This is a genomic window from Pseudomonas sessilinigenes, from assembly GCF_003850565.1.
Lineage (GTDB): Bacteria > Pseudomonadota > Gammaproteobacteria > Pseudomonadales > Pseudomonadaceae > Aquipseudomonas > Aquipseudomonas sessilinigenes.
In genome coordinates this window covers 4,691,350-4,707,776 of sequence record NZ_CP027706.1, presented here as the reverse complement: position 1 = coordinate 4,707,776, position 16,427 = coordinate 4,691,350, and the positions used below count along the sequence as shown (strand labels likewise).

Sequence of the window (16,427 nt, the reverse complement as noted above, 5' to 3'; positions counted from 1 at the left end):
GGGCCTAGACTGCGCCCACCGGGCGCAGGCGGTACTGCGGCGGCAACTGCTCGGAGCCACTGATGGTGGTGTTCAGGCTCTTCCAGCGACCATCCTTGATGCCATAGATGCAGCCGTGGATCGACAGGCTCTGACCGCGGTGCCAGGCGTTCTGCACGATGCTGGTGTGGCCGACGTTGGCCACTTGCTGGATCACGTTCAATTCACACAGGCGATCGACCCGCTCCTCCTCCGTGGCCAGTTGTCCCAGCGCCTCGCGATGCTCGTAGTACAGGTCGCGGATCGACCGCAGCCAGCCATCGATCAGGCCCAGCTGGCGATCCTGCATCGAAGCCCGCACGCCACCGCAACCGTAGTGGCCGGTGACCAGGATGTGCTTGACCTTGAGTACGTCTACCGCGTACTGGATCACCGACAGGCAATTGAGGTCGGTGTGCAGTACCACGTTGGCCACATTGCGGTGTACGAACAGGTCGCCTGGCAACATGCCGACGATCTCGTTGGCAGGCACTCGCGCGTCCGAACAGCCGATCCACAGGTACTCCGGCGTCTGCTGGCGAGCGAGCTTGGAGAAGAAATCCGGATCCTGCTGCTTGATCGCTTCGGCCCAACGCTCGTTGTTATCAATCAGGTCTTGTAGTTCGTTCATGCTGTGAAGCCTCAGGAATGATGCGCAGGTTTGACAGACGACCATCGGTCGGGGTCACGCGGGAGACTCAGATACCGTTCATCCCTGGAGGGGGAATCTTCACCGATGGGGCCGGGTCTACCGCCTTGTCCGCCCCTGAGCATGAGTAGTCGCCATGACTGAATCACGACGCCCCTACAGGGCTGTACAGCCCGCTCCCATCGATGATGACCAGGACCGCATGGGCTCCATGGAGGAGTTGCACTTCAATGACCTGGCTCCCGGCAGCGGCCATGGCCACACAATCACCGAAGACGGCTCAACCGATGACGACCTCAGCCCGGAGATCCTGATCCCCGAGGATGGCGCCCGTTCCGCTTGGGAACAGGGGGCCAACAAACCGGCCGACTGGGACCTGAGTATCGTCGATGAAAGGGATATCGGGGGTGGCGTCGGTCTGGATGAAGCCGAACTGGCCAGGCGCAAGCCACTGGACGGCAAGCCCTGAATCGAACATGGCCTGCCGCCAGCCGACCGGGACTCAGTCCACCAGGGTGCAGGCCATGACCAGGGCGTCTTCGCGCCCACCTACTGCGGGGTAGTAGTCGCGGCGACGCCCGACTTCATTGAAGCCATAACGTTCATAGAGCCGATAGGCGGTCTGGTTACTGGAGCGCACTTCCAGGAAGCATTCCCGAGCGTCCTTCTGGTAGGCGCGCTTCATCAGTGCCTCCAGCAGGTGCAGGCCCAGGCCGCGGCCCTGGTTTTCCGGCTTGACGGTGATGTTCAGCAGGTGGGCCTCGTCGATGATCACCTGGATCACCCCGTGCCCCACTTGCTGGCTGCCTTCGAACATCAGCCAGACTTCATAGGATTTGAAGGCATCCATGAAGATGCCGCGGGTCCAGGGGTGGCTGAACGCGGCATATTCGATCTTCAGGATGGCATCCAGGTCCGCCTCGGTGGCCAGGCGGAAGGTCAACGCGTCACTCATCGCTACTCTTACTCATCATTGCTTTTCCAGCGCGCCATCAACCGGCGCATGGCTTGCCAGACATCGGCCTTGCGCTGTGGCTCTTCCATCAACAACTCCAGCCCGGGCAAGGCCCAGGCCGAACCCAGGCCTTCGACCTCCAGTTCGCGGTTGTAAGCCTCGGCATCGGCCTCGCCGGCAAAACGTATGGCCGGCAGGCCTACCAGCCACAGGCAGGCACAGGGTTGTTCTTCGACCCGCATGCCGACAAAGGCCTGGACGAAATCCCGTGCGGCCTCGGGGCCCTGGTCCAGGTTGCCCCGGGTCAGGCGCGGCCAGCTCACCGGCTCGGCGAGGATCTGCGGGCTGTCCGGCAGGCCGGCGGCGCGCAGCATGTCCTTGAGCAGCAGGTAGGCTGGGTCGCGGCTCTGGAACGCCTCGCCGGTGGGCAATTCCACCAGCAACAGGCAACGTCCGGCCCGCAACAGTTGCAGGGCGAAGCGCGGCGGTGGCACCACCGGCGCCTTGACCACCGGGGCGGCTTCCTCGTCCTCGACCACGGGCTTGGCGGCCGGGCGGGCAGAGGCCGCAGCCGGGCGCGGCACTTCGATCTTCGGCCGCTCGACACTGCGCACCACCGGGGCCGCTGCGGCCCGGGCCTCGGCGACGGGCGCAGGCGGCGCCTCCACCACCGGCTCCGGCAAAACCAGCAGTTCGGGGCGCGAGGGGGCGGCAAAGGGCAATTCGCTGCGCGGCAACCAACTGACCACCTGCATGGCGGACAGATAAGCGCGACGACGGGACTCGATAAGCAAGGGTCGGCCACTTGTGGATAACTGAGGTGGGGGATTCTACCGTCCTTCGCCGAAGATCGCCCGCAGTTGATGAGGCCCAAAAGCGACAGTCCGTCTCTTAGCTGGGCCCGGGGGTGAATTGTCAGCCCCCTGATGCAGTACAATCGCCGCTTTTCATTGCCAACCAGCCGGCCATTCCGATGATCGAACCCAAGCGCGTGTTGCGCGCCCTAGCCGAACACTGGGCACTTCTGGAGCCACTGTGCGAGCACTTCGACCAAGGCACCCTGAGTCTTGCCGAACTGCGCTCACAACTGGCCACCCAGCAACTGGACAGTACGCCCCAGGACATCACCAACCTGCTGGACGTATGGATACGCCTGGACATCCTGGTCCCGGTGGCGAAAAGCCCGAACCGCTTCGAGCTCAACGCGCAGATCCACGACTTCCTCGCCTACCTGCGGCGTGAACACCGCCTGGGCCTGTGCCTGGAGATCGAAGCCTACCTGCGCCACCTGGAGCGCCTGGCAGGCTACATCCAGGACGCCTTCGAGATCCGCGACGGCCACGACCTGGCGCGCCAGTTGCGCCTGCTGGACATGCGGGTACGCGATGTCCTGAAGAAACTTGCCAACGACGAACAGGCCCTGGTGGCAGTGGCCGAACGGGCCAAGACCAGCGACCGGCAGATCCCCCTGCGCCAGCGCTACGCCGAGGTGCTGGCCACCTGGGACGAATACGTCGAGCCGATGATCCAGCTGGTGAACGCCGACGGCGCGTTCGAGCAGGGCGTGCGCAAGGTGGAGAACGTGCTGCTGCGCATGCTCACCGAACAGCAGCGCCTGGGCCACCTGGTGGACGACGACATGCTGCTGCGCACCCACGCGCGGATCCTGGAGATGCAGACCAGCGCCCAGTTGACCCTGCGCCATGCCCGGGAACTGCTGCTGCCGCTGCGCGAAGAGGCCCGCCGGCACAATGCCGTGACCCGTGGCGCCGCCCTGGCCCTGTCGGTCATCCGGCGCAAGGGCATCGACGCGGTGCCCCAGGCGGCGATGCCGATGTTCACCCGCCCGCAGAGTACCTTCCTCGGCAGCTCCGGCCAGGTGGAGGCCTATGTCTACGCCCTGGCCCGCTTCGAGCCCAAGCCGGCGCGCTTCCCCAAGGCCCACAAGACCCACAAGGGCCTGGCCCCCAAGGCGCCACGCACGGTCCGGGAAATGCTCGAACGCTGCGAGAACGCGCTGCCGATGCCGGACCTGATGAGCTGGCTGCTGGACCAGGAACCGGACGGCGCCACCGACGAGTTGCTGTACTGGTTCTCCCGCTTGTCCCGGGAAAAACGCTTCAAGCGCGAGCGTCTCGAACGCCGCGAATACCACACCCAGGAGCACCAGGTCAGCCTGCGCTCCTTCGCCCTGCTCTCGGCTCGCGACGACCAGCCCGAGCAAACTGCGAGTAATGCCAATGCATCTTGATCTTTCCGAACTGTCCCAGCTGGCGCCGATCTTCCGCGAGCTGTTCAAGGGCTACCACGTCAGCCGCCGCGATCCGGAGCTGTACGCGCAACTGTCGAACTTCCAGGACCAGTACCGCACCCTGTTCAAGGCCCTGGGCTTCGAGCTGGTGTGCGATACCCGCGGCTTCTATTACTTCGTGCCGGACAACGCCGCCGCGCAGGTGAACAAGACCGCCCAACGCCTGGCGCTGTTCACCTTCATCCTGGTGGAGCACCTGGCCGACCAGGGCCGCGACCCGATCGCCGTGCTCGACGGCGGCAGCCTGGGCCGCGACGAGCTGCCCTCGCTGCTGGACAAGTACCGCGACCTGTTCATCCAGGCCGAGGTGCAAACCCAGGAAGAGCTGGAAGAAAAGATCATGCGCCGCATGACCCAGCTGGGCTTCGCCCTGGAGGAACCGGGGATCTACCGCTTCCTGCCGCCGATGCACCGCTTCCTCGACGTCTGCCTGTCGGTACAGCAAGACCGCGACCTGGCGGCCAGCCTGCACAGCGTGCTGCCATTGCCGACCCCGGTGCTGGTGGACGAGGACAGCGACGAGAAACTGCTGCAAACCGATGACCCGCTGGACCTGAGCGAATTCGACGAGTCCGAGGAAAGTGAAGAAGACGCGCTGGCCCGGGCCATCGCCGAAGAACAGGAGCTCGACGCATGAGCAAGGAACGCTACGGCATCCGCCGCTTTGCCCTTTTGAACACCGCTGGCTACAGCCTGGGCCTGTTCCCCCTGGAAGAGCCGCTGTCGGTCTACGGTGCGAACAACCTGGGCAAGTCGGCGTCGATCAACGCCCTGCAATTCCCGATCCTGGCGCGCATGTCGGACATGAGCTTCGGCAAGTACAGCCTGGAGCAGTCGCGGCGCTTCTACTTCGCCTCCGACACCAGCTACATCCTGGTGGAAGTCTCGCTGCCCCACGGCCCCCACGTGATCGGCGTGTCGGGACGCGGCCCAGGCGGCGGCTTCGGCCACCAGTTCTTCGCCTACGCCGGGCAACTGGACCTGGCCCACTACCAGAAGGACGACACCTGCCTGCGGCAGAAAGAGCTGTTCACCAACCTGGAGCGCCATGGCCTGAAGGCCTACGAGCTCAAGCCCGATGAACTGCGGCGCCTGCTGGTCGGTGGCCACACCTCGATTCCCCTGGACCTGACTCTGATTCCGCTGCGTTCCACCAGCGAACAGAGCCTGAAGACCTTCCGCGCGCTGTTCATCAACCTGCTGCACATGCGCGAAATCACCGCGGCCAAGCTCAAGCAGCTGTTCCTCGATGCCTTCGAACACAGCCTGCGCTCGGGCAGCGTCGACTACATCGCCGCCTGCGACGAGGCGTTCCGCGATGTGCGACGCATGGAGCAGGACTACAACTCGCTGGTGGCCGCAGGCCCGCTGGTGGAGGCCCTGGCCAACGGCGTGAAGCAACGGGACATCCTGCGTGGCAAGCTGCATCGCCTGTCGCCGCTGCTGGACTCGCTGCTGGGCACCTGGTCGGACTACGCCAGTGCGCGCAAGGAAGAGCTGACCATCCAGGCCGAGCACTACCGCAACGAGCAGGACGCCCTGCAGAACGACCAGCGCAGCAGCACCCAGGAAATGATGCGCCTGGAGCGGGAAATCACCGGCACCCAGCGCTGGCTGGGCGAGCTGTCGGTGCTCAAGCACCGCTTCGCCCTGGTGGATGACGTCAAGGTCCTGGAGCAGCAACTGCTGGCGGCCAAGGATGCCCACGACGAACTGGCCGGCGCCCTGGCCCAGTCCCGGCAGTTCTCCGCCGAAGACCTGGAAGAGCGCCTGCGCGACCTGGAAAAACGCCTGAAGTCGGTGAAACAGCAGCTCGACCACGCCGACAACAACAGCTACGCCCGCCTGCGCGAAGAGTTCTCCCAGCAGGATGTGGAACGCCTGATGCGCCTGTTCAACAGTGCGCTGTTCAGCCTGCCCCTGGGCGAGCACGGCATCGCCCTGGACGACAATGGCGAGTGGGTGAAATCCGTGGAGCTGATCCTCGACGGCTTCAAGGGCGAGCGCTTCGAAGTGCCCGGCCTGACCATCGACATCTCCCATATCGAACCACCGGCGTTGCAGGCGCTGGCCGACCGCGCGGCCCTGCGCGACCAGAAGGAGCGCCTGGAGAAGGAGCTCAAGCAGCTCAAGACCCAGGCCGCCGTGGCCGCCGACCGCGCCGCGAGCAAGACCCAGACCGAAGCCCTGTACCAGCAGGTACTGGATGCGCAGAAAGCCCTGGAAGACTTCCGCCGGACCCAGACCCTGAGCGCCGAGGAAGGCGAGAAGCTGGAGCAGCTGGCACAGATGGAAGCTGCCCAGGACGAACTCAAGCGCTCCAGCGACGCCTTCACCGAGCGCGTCCAGCAACTGTCGGCCAAGCTGCAATTGGTAGGCCGCCAGATCAGCGACATGGAAGCCAAGCAGCGCACCCTCGACGACGCCCTGCGCCGTCGCCAGTTGCTGCCGGCGGACCTGCCGTTTGGCACACCGTTCATGGAGCCGGTGGACGACTCCATGGACAACCTGCTGCCGCTGCTCAACGACTACCAGGACAGCTGGCAGGGCCTGCAGCGAGTCGATGGCCAGATCGAGGCGCTGTATGCCCAGGTGCGCCTCAAAGGCGTGGCCAAGTTCGACAGCGAGGATGATGTCGAGCGTCGTCTGCAGCTGTTGATCAACGCCTATTCGCACCGCACCGAAGAAGCCCTGACCCTGGGCAAGGCGCGCCGTGCGGCGGTCACCGACATCGCCCGGACCCTGCGCAACATCCGCAGCGACTACGACAGCCTGGAACACCAGCTGGCGCTGTTCAACCGCGAGATCAACAAGCGCCAGGTTTCCAACCTGCAGAGCTTCCGTATCGTCCTGGCGCCGAACAAAGAGGCGCTCAAGCACATCGACCAGATCATCCACAGCGCCGGCCAGTACGAGGAAGGCGAGACCCTGTCGGTGTTCGACCTGAGCCAGAGTGCCGAGCAGGACAACAAGAACGAAGAGGCCAAGGAGTACCTGGCGCGGCTGGTGGCGGCCAACCACAACCAGCTGGGCCTGAAGGACCTGTTCGAACTGGCGTTCGAGATCACCAAGGTCAACGGCCAGCCGGTGATCCATACCGACATCGATGGCGCGGCGTCCAACGGCACCACCATGACCATCAAGGCGCTGACCAACATGTACTTGTTGCTGCACTTGATGGACCGCGACCAGGCCGGGCGTATCCGCCTGCCCTACTACCTCGACGAGGCGGCGGACATCGACGAACGCAACCAGGCGGCGCTGCTTGAAACCAGCCTGCAACTGGGCTTCGTGCCGATCCTGGCCAGTGTGAAGCCGCAGGTCTCGGCCCAGGTGGCCATCGACCTGGAAGGCGGTAGCGGCCCGAACGGCATCTATATCGATGAAGCGGACTGGAAGTTCATCCGGCGCCACGACCAGGTCAAGGCGGTGATGAACGAACACGCCGAGGATGAAGCACAGACGGAGTTGGACGAAGCCTGATTTCCCTGCGCTGAAATACAAAGGCCGCCCTCTTGTAAGGGCGGCCTTTTTTATTGGGTTGGCGCTAGCGTGTTACCGGGGCGGCCGGTTGCTTGCCGAGGGGAATCTTCGGTGCCCAGGTCAGCCATTCATCCTCGAACTGGTCGAACAGCGGGAACGTCTGCTCGGGCCGCGCCGGGTTGCCCATGCGCTCGCCATCCGGGGTGGCGAAGGCGATGCCGCCCTGGATCAGGGTCTCCAGGGATTCAGTACGCACGGTCGCGCCCTTGAACAAGCCGAAATCCACGCCAAAGCCGCTGCTGTTCCAGAAGCGCGTGCCACCGCGTACCAATGGCGCGTACTTGGGCTCGATAAGGATATGGATCAGGACCCGATCGGCCGTTTGCCCCAACTCATAGCCGGTGACCTTGCCCACCGTTATCTCGCGGTAGGTCACGGGTACGCCGATCTTCAGCGAACCACGCCGGGCAGCGCTCAGCACCAGGCTCAGGCCGGGCTCCTGGACACTGGCCTGTGGTGGCTGTGGCAGGGCCACGAAGCTGGTTTGCCCGCCGAGGTTTTTCTCCGGTGGCTGGACCTCGATGTACTGGCCGGTGACCAGGGTCTCCAGGTTCGAGGTCTTCATCAAACCCAGCTCGGGCTTGACCACCCAGAACTGGCTACCGACCCGCGCAATACGCTCAGGCACCTCGGTGATGCGCGCCTTGAGCATCACCGACTGCATATCGGGGCTGAGGGTGACTTGCTCGAGCTTGCCCACATCCAGGCCCTTGAAGCGCACCGGGGTGCCGGCACGCAGGCCATCGGCGCGATCGACCTTGATCTGCACCACAATGCCGCGCTGCGCTGCCTCTTCCTGGTTAGCGAACAGGCGGAACCTCGGGATGCGCTTTTTCAGCGGTACATCGGGTATTGGCGTATCGAAAGCGATGCCGCCGGCCATCAAGCTTTGCAGCGACTCGCTCTTGATCTGGATGCCACCGGTCAAGCCACCCGTGAGGGTGATGCCGCTGACATTCCAGAAACGAGTCGAGCCGTTGACCAGCTTCTCGTACTCCTTCTCGATATGGACGCCGATCACCAACTGTTTGCGGGTGTGGGAAAACTGGTAGCTCTGTACGGCCCCGACCTTGACCTGTTTGTAGAGGATCGGGCTGCCGACCTCCAGGGAGCCGAGATTGTCGGTGAACAGCACCATGTGCAGGCCCGGTGTGCGCAGGTCCAGCGGTGGCGCCTTGGCCCGAGCCTCGAATTCACGCTGCGGCGCGGCGCCCTTGTCGCCCGGGCGAACGGCGATGTAGTTGCCCTTGAGGAGGGCCTCCAGGCCGGTGATGCCCGCCAGAGTGATGGATGGCTTGACGGTCCAGAACTGGGTGCCCTGCACCAGGTAATCTTCGGCCAGTGGGTCGAGGGTCAGTTCGGCGGTGGCGCTGGTCAGGTCGGAATCGACTTTCAGGGCTTTCAGGCTGCCGACCTGAATGCCTTTGTACATGACTGGGGTATGCCCGGCCTGCAAGCCTTCGAAATCGCTGAGCTTGACCTTGACCCGGATACCGGCCTGGGCGGCGTCGAAGTCTTCGTAGAGGCGAAACGGCAGGCTCGGATCGGTTGGCGGGCTGTCCTTGCGGTTTTCCGGAGTGGCGAAGGCAATACCGCCGGCCACGATACTGGCCAGGGATTCACTGCGAATCTTCAGCCCGCTCAGGTTGGCATCGACACTGATCCCGCTGGCGTTCCAGAAGCGCGTGTGCTTGCGCACCAGGCTGGCGTAGGTTGGCTCGATGTAGACCTTGAGCTCGACAGTGCTCTGGTCTTCGGAGAGCAGGTAGCTCTTGATCTGGCCGACCTGGATCTGTTTATAGAACACCGGGCTGCCGCGGGTCAGTGAGCCCAGGCGGTCGGCCTTGATGGTCAGGTGCAGGCCGGGCTTGGCGTCGGACAGGGGTGGCTCTTCGACCAGCGCGGTGAATTTGCGTGTGGGGTCTCCGCCTTCTCCCGGACTGACGGCGATATAGTTGCCGGAGACCAGGGTTTCCAGGCCAGTGATGCCGGCCAGGCTGACGCTGGGCTTGACCAGCCAGAAGCGCGTGTTGGTCCTCAGGTACTGCTCGACGTCCTTGTTCATCTCGACGGTAGCGATCACGCCCTTCGAATTGCCTTCATCGTCCAAAGCGAGCGCCTTGACCTTGCCGACGGGCATGCCCTTGTAGAACACCTCGGTCTTGTTGGCCTGGACTCCTTCCCCGCTTTCAAAACGCAGTTGGATCTCGATTCCTGTCTCACTGTAGGCTCGCCATCCCAGCCAACCGCCAATAATCAAGGCAATGAGAGGTAACACCCAGATGGCCGACCAGTTGGAGGCCGGGCGGGTTTTGGCGGTAGGCAAATCACTCATGGTCGTCGTCCGACTCCGTGTTGTCCCAGATCAGTCGGGGATCGAAGGTTATTGCAGCCAGCATGGTGAGGATTACGACGCTGGCGAAGGCGACCGCTCCGAGATTGGCCTCGATGCTGGCCAGCCGCCCAAAGTTGACCACCGCCACCAGGATGGCGATGACGAAGATATCCAGCATCGACCAACGACCGATGAACTCGATGAAGCGGTACATGATGATTCGCTGCCGAGCAGACAACGGTTGGTGGCGCTGCACCGAAAACAATAGCAGGGCGATTCCCACCAGCTTGAAGGTAGGTACCAGGATACTGGCGACGAACACCACGATGGCAATAGGGATCATGCCGTGCTGCACCAACTGGATGACACCCGACATGATGGTGCTGGGGCTACCCTGCCCCAGGGCACTGACCGTCATGATTGGCAGGACATTGGCCGGGATATAGAGAATGGCGGCAGTCAGCAGCAATGCCCAGGTGCGCAGGATGCTGTTAGGGCGACGAGGGTGGATCATGGCTCCGCAACGGGTACAGGTTTGTCCCTTGCTGTTGGCTTGTTGCCGGTTCAACTCATGGCATTCGATACAAATCAGAATGCCTGCATCAATCGCCCGCATGTGCATCCTCTCCAGAAAGTGCCTGCCAAACCTGGTGAGGCGACATCACCACTTCCAACCAGACCTGTATCAGCAACAAAGAGATAAAACACACCAGGCCGAGGCCTAGGGTAATGGACGCCATATCGGCCAGTTTGACAATGGCGACCAGCACCCCCATGAGATAGACCTCGAGCATGCCCCAGTCCCGCAGGTGGTGATAGATACGGTAGAGCAGCAAGCCATAACTTCGGCCGATATTCCAACGGATGCTGAGTAACACTAGTAGTTGGCAGATCAACTTGAGCAAGGGGATCCCCATGCTGCACAGGAATACCACTACAGCCACGCCTTGCATGCCGGTGTCGAACAGTCCCAGCACACCGCTCCAGACCGTGTCCTTAGAAGACTGGCCTAGCAGGTTGAGTTGCATGATGGGAAGGAAATTGGCCGGGACGTAGAGCAACAAGGCGGCGATCACCAAGGCCAGGCTGCGCGATACAACCGCTTGGCGATGGGCGTACAGCTCGTAGCCGCAGCGGGGGCATTGGGCCTTTTCTCCATGGGCCAGCACTGGCTTGCGCATCAGCAAGTCACACTCATGGCAAGCGATCAACTCGCTCAGCGGTAGTTCTGACACCCCTGGAGGGTCAACCGGATCCAGCATAGAGGGCTCAAGGATAAGGGGAACGGCCACTATTCTAGTGTTCTGACCTGAAAATAACTGCGCAATTTTTCATTCGAACAAGAGTGTTTTCGTTCGCGCAAAGACAAAACCCCAACTGCTTTCGCAATTGGGGTTTCGGAATTTAATCTTGACGATGACCTACTCTCACATGGGGAAACCCCACACTACCATCGGCGATGCATCGTTTCACTGCTGAGTTCGGGATGGGATCAGGTGGTTCCAATGCTCTATGGTCGTCAAGAAATTCTGTAGCTGAGCCGTTGTTTGGGCAACGTTCCAGCGAATGGGTATGTAATAGGTTTGTGTGCTGCAAACTTTCGGTTCGTGCGTCTTCACACACCGCAACTCGCTCTTAAGCAAATTGCTTGGGTGTTATATGGTCAAGCCTCACGGGCAATTAGTATTGGTTAGCTCAACGCCTCACAGCGCTTACACACCCAACCTATCAACGTCGTAGTCTTCGACGGCCCTTTAGGGGATTCAAGATCCCAGTGAGATCTCATCTTGAGGCAAGTTTCCCGCTTAGATGCTTTCAGCGGTTATCTTTTCCGAACATAGCTACCCGGCAATGCCACTGGCGTGACAACCGGAACACCAGAGGTTCGTCCACTCCGGTCCTCTCGTACTAGGAGCAGCCCCTCTCAAATCTCAAACGTCCACGGCAGATAGGGACCGAACTGTCTCACGACGTTCTAAACCCAGCTCGCGTACCACTTTAAATGGCGAACAGCCATACCCTTGGGACCGGCTTCAGCCCCAGGATGTGATGAGCCGACATCGAGGTGCCAAACACCGCCGTCGATATGAACTCTTGGGCGGTATCAGCCTGTTATCCCCGGAGTACCTTTTATCCGTTGAGCGATGGCCCTTCCATACAGAACCACCGGATCACTAAGACCTACTTTCGTACCTGCTCGACGTGTTTGTCTCGCAGTCAAGCGCGCTTTTGCCTTTATACTCTACGACCGATTTCCGACCGGTCTGAGCGCACCTTCGTACTCCTCCGTTACTCTTTAGGAGGAGACCGCCCCAGTCAAACTACCCACCATACACTGTCCTCGATCCGGATAACGGACCTGAGTTAGAACCTCAAAGTTGCCAGGGTGGTATTTCAAGGATGGCTCCACGCAGACTGGCGTCCACGCTTCAAAGCCTCCCACCTATCCTACACAAGCAAATTCAAAGTCCAGTGCAAAGCTATAGTAAAGGTTCACGGGGTCTTTCCGTCTAGCCGCGGATACACTGCATCTTCACAGCGATTTCAATTTCACTGAGTCTCGGGTGGAGACAGCGCCGCCATCGTTACGCCATTCGTGCAGGTCGGAACTTACCCGACAAGGAATTTCGCTACCTTAGGACCGTTATAGTTACGGCCGCCGTTTACCGGGGCTTCGATCAAGAGCTTCGCTTGCGCTAACCCCATCAATTAACCTTCCGGCACCGGGCAGGCGTCACACCCTATACGTCCACTTTCGTGTTTGCAGAGTGCTGTGTTTTTAATAAACAGTCGCAGCGGCCTGGTATCTTCGACCGGCATGGGCTTACGGAGCAAGTCCTTCACCCTCACCGGCGCACCTTCTCCCGAAGTTACGGTGCCATTTTGCCTAGTTCCTTCACCCGAGTTCTCTCAAGCGCCTTGGTATTCTCTACCCAACCACCTGTGTCGGTTTGGGGTACGGTTCCTAGTTATCTGAAGCTTAGAAGCTTTTCTTGGAAGCATGGCATCAACCACTTCGTCACCTAAAAGGTAACTCGTCATCAGCTCTCGGCCTTAAGATCCCGGATTTACCTAAGATCTCAGCCTACCACCTTAAACTTGGACAACCAACGCCAAGCTGGCCTAGCCTTCTCCGTCCCTCCATCGCAATAACTAGAAGTACAGGAATATTAACCTGTTTTCCATCGACTACGCTTTTCAGCCTCGCCTTAGGGACCGACTAACCCTGCGTCGATTAACGTTGCGCAGGAAACCTTGGTCTTTCGGCGTGCGAGTTTTTCACTCGCATTGTCGTTACTCATGTCAGCATTCGCACTTCTGATACCTCCAGCAAGCTTCTCAACTCACCTTCACAGGCTTACAGAACGCTCCTCTACCGCATCACTTACGTGATACCCGTAGCTTCGGTGTATGGTTTGAGCCCCGTTACATCTTCCGCGCAGGCCGACTCGACTAGTGAGCTATTACGCTTTCTTTAAAGGGTGGCTGCTTCTAAGCCAACCTCCTAGCTGTCTAAGCCTTCCCACATCGTTTCCCACTTAACCATAACTTTGGGACCTTAGCTGACGGTCTGGGTTGTTTCCCTTTTCACGACGGACGTTAGCACCCGCCGTGTGTCTCCCATGCTCGGCACTTGTAGGTATTCGGAGTTTGCATCGGTTTGGTAAGTCGGGATGACCCCCTAGCCGAAACAGTGCTCTACCCCCTACAGTGATACATGAGGCGCTACCTAAATAGCTTTCGAGGAGAACCAGCTATCTCCGAGCTTGATTAGCCTTTCACTCCGATCCACAGGTCATCCGCTAACTTTTCAACGGTAGTCGGTTCGGTCCTCCAGTCAGTGTTACCTAACCTTCAACCTGCCCATGGATAGATCGCCCGGTTTCGGGTCTATACCCAGCGACTAAACGCCCTATTAAGACTCGCTTTCGCTACGCCTCCCCTATTCGGTTAAGCTTGCCACTGAATATAAGTCGCTGACCCATTATACAAAAGGTACGCAGTCACAGAACAAAGTCTGCTCCCACTGCTTGTACGCATACGGTTTCAGGATCTATTTCACTCCCCTCTCCGGGGTTCTTTTCGCCTTTCCCTCACGGTACTAGTTCACTATCGGTCAGTCAGTAGTATTTAGCCTTGGAGGATGGTCCCCCCATATTCAGACAAGGTTTCTCGTGCCCCGTCCTACTCGATTTCACTTCTAAGATCCTTTCGCGTACAGGGCTATCACCCACTATGGCCGCACTTTCCAGAGCGTTCCGCTAAAATCAAAGAAGCTTAAGGGCTAGTCCCCGTTCGCTCGCCACTACTAAGGGAATCTCGGTTGATTTCTTTTCCTCAGGGTACTTAGATGTTTCAGTTCCCCTGGTTCGCCTCTTACACCTATGTATTCAGTGTAAGATAACCATCTTATGATGGCTGGGTTCCCCCATTCAGAGATCTCCGGATCAAAGTCTGTTTGCCGACTCCCCGAAGCTTATCGCAGGCTACCACGTCTTTCATCGCCTCTGACTGCCAAGGCATCCACCGTATGCGCTTCTTCACTTGACCATATAACCCCAAGCAATCTGGTTATACTGTGAAGACGACATTCGCCGAAAGTTTGCAATATTCACAAACTTTACCTTAGCCTGATCCACTACCAGTGAAAGTAGTGTTCAGTCTATCTTTCTATCACATACCCAAATTTTTAAAGAACGATCTAATCAAAAGACTAGAAATCAACATTCGATTTGAATGCTCATTTCTAAGCTTTCAGAAGCAGTTTATGGTGGAGCCAAGCGGGATCGAACCGCTGACCTCCTGCGTGCAAGGCAGGCGCTCTCCCAGCTGAGCTATGGCCCCATAACAAAATTGGTGGGTCTGGGCAGATTCGAACTGCCGACCTCACCCTTATCAGGGGTGCGCTCTAACCAACTGAGCTACAGACCCAATTTCGAGCTTGTAACTGTTAGCTTGGAGCTATCAGCTTGGAGCTTAAAGCTGCTTCTATCGTCTTCTTCAATGAATCAAGCAATTCGTGTGGGAGCTTATGAAGCAGCTGATGTCGTCGATTAAGGAGGTGATCCAGCCGCAGGTTCCCCTACGGCTACCTTGTTACGACTTCACCCCAGTCATGAATCACACCGTGGTAACCGTCCTCCCGAAGGTTAGACTAGCTACTTCTGGTGCAACCCACTCCCATGGTGTGACGGGCGGTGTGTACAAGGCCCGGGAACGTATTCACCGCGACATTCTGATTCGCGATTACTAGCGATTCCGACTTCACGCAGTCGAGTTGCAGACTGCGATCCGGACTACGATCGGTTTTGTGGGATTAGCTCCACCTCGCGGCTTGGCAACCCTCTGTACCGACCATTGTAGCACGTGTGTAGCCCAGGCCGTAAGGGCCATGATGACTTGACGTCATCCCCACCTTCCTCCGGTTTGTCACCGGCAGTCTCCTTAGAGTGCCCACCATAACGTGCTGGTAACTAAGGACAAGGGTTGCGCTCGTTACGGGACTTAACCCAACATCTCACGACACGAGCTGACGACAGCCATGCAGCACCTGTGTCAGAGTTCCCGAAGGCACCAATCCATCTCTGGAAAGTTCTCTGCATGTCAAGGCCTGGTAAGGTTCTTCGCGTTGCTTCGAATTAAACCACATGCTCCACCGCTTGTGCGGGCCCCCGTCAATTCATTTGAGTTTTAACCTTGCGGCCGTACTCCCCAGGCGGTCAACTTAATGCGTTAGCTGCGCCACTAAAGTCTCAAGGACCCCAACGGCTAGTTGACATCGTTTACGGCGTGGACTACCAGGGTATCTAATCCTGTTTGCTCCCCACGCTTTCGCACCTCAGTGTCAGTATCAGTCCAGGTGGTCGCCTTCGCCACTGGTGTTCCTTCCTATATCTACGCATTTCACCGCTACACAGGAAATTCCACCACCCTCTACCATACTCTAGCTTGCCAGTTTTGGATGCAGTTCCCAGGTTGAGCCCGGGGCTTTCACATCCAACTTAACAAACCACCTACGCGCGCTTTACGCCCAGTAATTCCGATTAACGCTTGCACCCTCTGTATTACCGCGGCTGCTGGCACAGAGTTAGCCGGTGCTTATTCTGTCGGTAACGTCAAAACAGCAAGATATTAGCTTACTGCCCTTCCTCCCAACTTAAAGTGCTTTACAATCCGAAGACCTTCTTCACACACGCGGCATGGCTGGATCAGGCTTTCGCCCATTGTCCAATATTCCCCACTGCTGCCTCCCGTAGGAGTCTGGACCGTGTCTCAGTTCCAGTGTGACTGATCATCCTCTCAGACCAGTTACGGATCGTAGCCTTGGTGAGCCATTACCTCACCAACTAGCTAATCCGACCTAGGCTCATCTGATAGCGCAAGGCCCGAAGGTCCCCTGCTTTCTCCCGTAGGACGTATGCGGTATTAGCGCTCCTTTCGAAACGTTACCCCCCACTACCAGGCAGATTCCTAGGCATTACTCACCCGTCCGCCGCTGAATCCGTGAGCAAGCTCACTTCATCCGCTCGACTTGCATGTGTTAGGCCTGCCGCCAGCGTTCAATCTGAGCCATGATCAAACTCTTCAGTTCAATACTGCTTGGGTTTTTAAGAAA

10 protein-coding genes, 2 tRNA genes and 3 rRNA genes are annotated in these 16,427 nt (G+C 59.3%); 4 read left to right on the top strand and 11 right to left on the bottom strand.

Translation table 11 applies throughout. The annotated features are described in order from the left end of the window. Positions 1-4: 4 nt before the first annotated feature. Positions 5-649, bottom strand: a complete 645-nt coding sequence (can, locus tag C4K39_RS21855; protein ID WP_068580308.1) for a carbonate dehydratase — start codon at positions 647-649, stop codon at positions 5-7. Positions 650-803: 154 nt separating this feature from the next. Here can and C4K39_RS21850 point away from each other — a divergent pair, with 154 nt between their 5' ends. After that, entirely contained in the window at positions 804-1,136 is a 333-nt protein-coding gene (locus C4K39_RS21850) for a serine kinase/phosphatase (protein WP_068580306.1), read from the top strand. 33 nt (positions 1,137-1,169) lie between these two features. On the opposite strand, the gene rimI is transcribed toward C4K39_RS21850, so the two are convergent. Both rimI and C4K39_RS21840 read right to left on the bottom strand, forming a co-directional pair. After that, the gene (gene rimI, locus C4K39_RS21845; RefSeq protein WP_053132139.1) at positions 1,170-1,622 is read right to left on the bottom strand and encodes a ribosomal protein S18-alanine N-acetyltransferase; all 453 of its coding nucleotides are present in this window, start codon (positions 1,620-1,622) and stop codon (positions 1,170-1,172) included. 8 nt (positions 1,623-1,630) lie between these two features. Then, on the bottom strand, positions 1,631-2,416 hold the full coding sequence (locus tag C4K39_RS21840) for an energy transducer TonB (RefSeq protein WP_083235700.1): 786 nt from the start codon (positions 2,414-2,416) through the stop codon (positions 1,631-1,633). Between the two features lie 179 nt (positions 2,417-2,595). Here C4K39_RS21840 and mksB point away from each other — a divergent pair, with 179 nt between their 5' ends. From mksB to mksF, 3 genes are read left to right on the top strand one after another with little or no spacing between them, the layout of a single operon-like run. Further along, entirely contained in the window at positions 2,596-3,873 is a 1,278-nt protein-coding gene (gene mksB / locus C4K39_RS21835; protein WP_053132175.1) for an Mks condensin complex protein MksB, read from the top strand. Next, positions 3,863-4,570, top strand: a complete 708-nt coding sequence (mksE, locus tag C4K39_RS21830; RefSeq protein WP_068580302.1) for an Mks condensin complex protein MksE — start codon at positions 3,863-3,865, stop codon at positions 4,568-4,570. Before mksB ends, mksE begins: the two co-directional genes overlap by 11 nt. After that, positions 4,567-7,416, top strand: coding sequence for an Mks condensin complex protein MksF (gene mksF, locus C4K39_RS21825; RefSeq protein ID WP_068580300.1), 2,850 nt, complete (start codon positions 4,567-4,569; stop codon positions 7,414-7,416). Before mksE ends, mksF begins: the two co-directional genes overlap by 4 nt. Positions 7,417-7,480: 64 nt before the next feature. Here the strand turns inward: mksF and C4K39_RS21820 are convergent, their stop codons facing one another. The 8 genes from C4K39_RS21820 to C4K39_RS21785 all read right to left on the bottom strand — a co-directional run bounded on the left by C4K39_RS21820 (position 7,481) and on the right by C4K39_RS21785 (position 16,403). Continuing rightward, positions 7,481-9,811, bottom strand: a complete 2,331-nt coding sequence (locus C4K39_RS21820; protein WP_124347386.1) for a PqiB family protein — start codon at positions 9,809-9,811, stop codon at positions 7,481-7,483. Beyond that, positions 9,804-10,427, bottom strand: coding sequence for a paraquat-inducible protein A (locus C4K39_RS21815; protein WP_068580295.1), 624 nt, complete (start codon positions 10,425-10,427; stop codon positions 9,804-9,806). The genes C4K39_RS21820 and C4K39_RS21815 overlap by 8 nt, the downstream gene beginning before the upstream one ends. Beyond that, complete coding sequence (locus C4K39_RS21810; RefSeq protein WP_124347385.1) at positions 10,414-11,073, bottom strand: paraquat-inducible protein A; 660 nt, start codon at positions 11,071-11,073, stop codon at positions 10,414-10,416. The genes C4K39_RS21815 and C4K39_RS21810 overlap by 14 nt, the downstream gene beginning before the upstream one ends. A gap of 146 nt (positions 11,074-11,219) precedes the next feature. Then, positions 11,220-11,335 (bottom strand): 5S ribosomal RNA (rrf, locus tag C4K39_RS21805). Between the two features lie 135 nt (positions 11,336-11,470). Then, a 23S ribosomal RNA gene (locus tag C4K39_RS21800) occupies positions 11,471-14,362 on the bottom strand. 218 nt (positions 14,363-14,580) lie between these two features. Then, positions 14,581-14,656, bottom strand: a tRNA-Ala gene (locus C4K39_RS21795). Between the two features lie 10 nt (positions 14,657-14,666). Continuing rightward, positions 14,667-14,743, bottom strand: a tRNA-Ile gene (locus tag C4K39_RS21790). 123 nt (positions 14,744-14,866) lie between these two features. Then, positions 14,867-16,403 (bottom strand): 16S ribosomal RNA (locus C4K39_RS21785). The 16S, 23S and 5S rRNA genes sit together here with 2 tRNA genes alongside, the layout of an rRNA operon. Between the last annotated feature and the right edge of the window lie 24 nt (positions 16,404-16,427).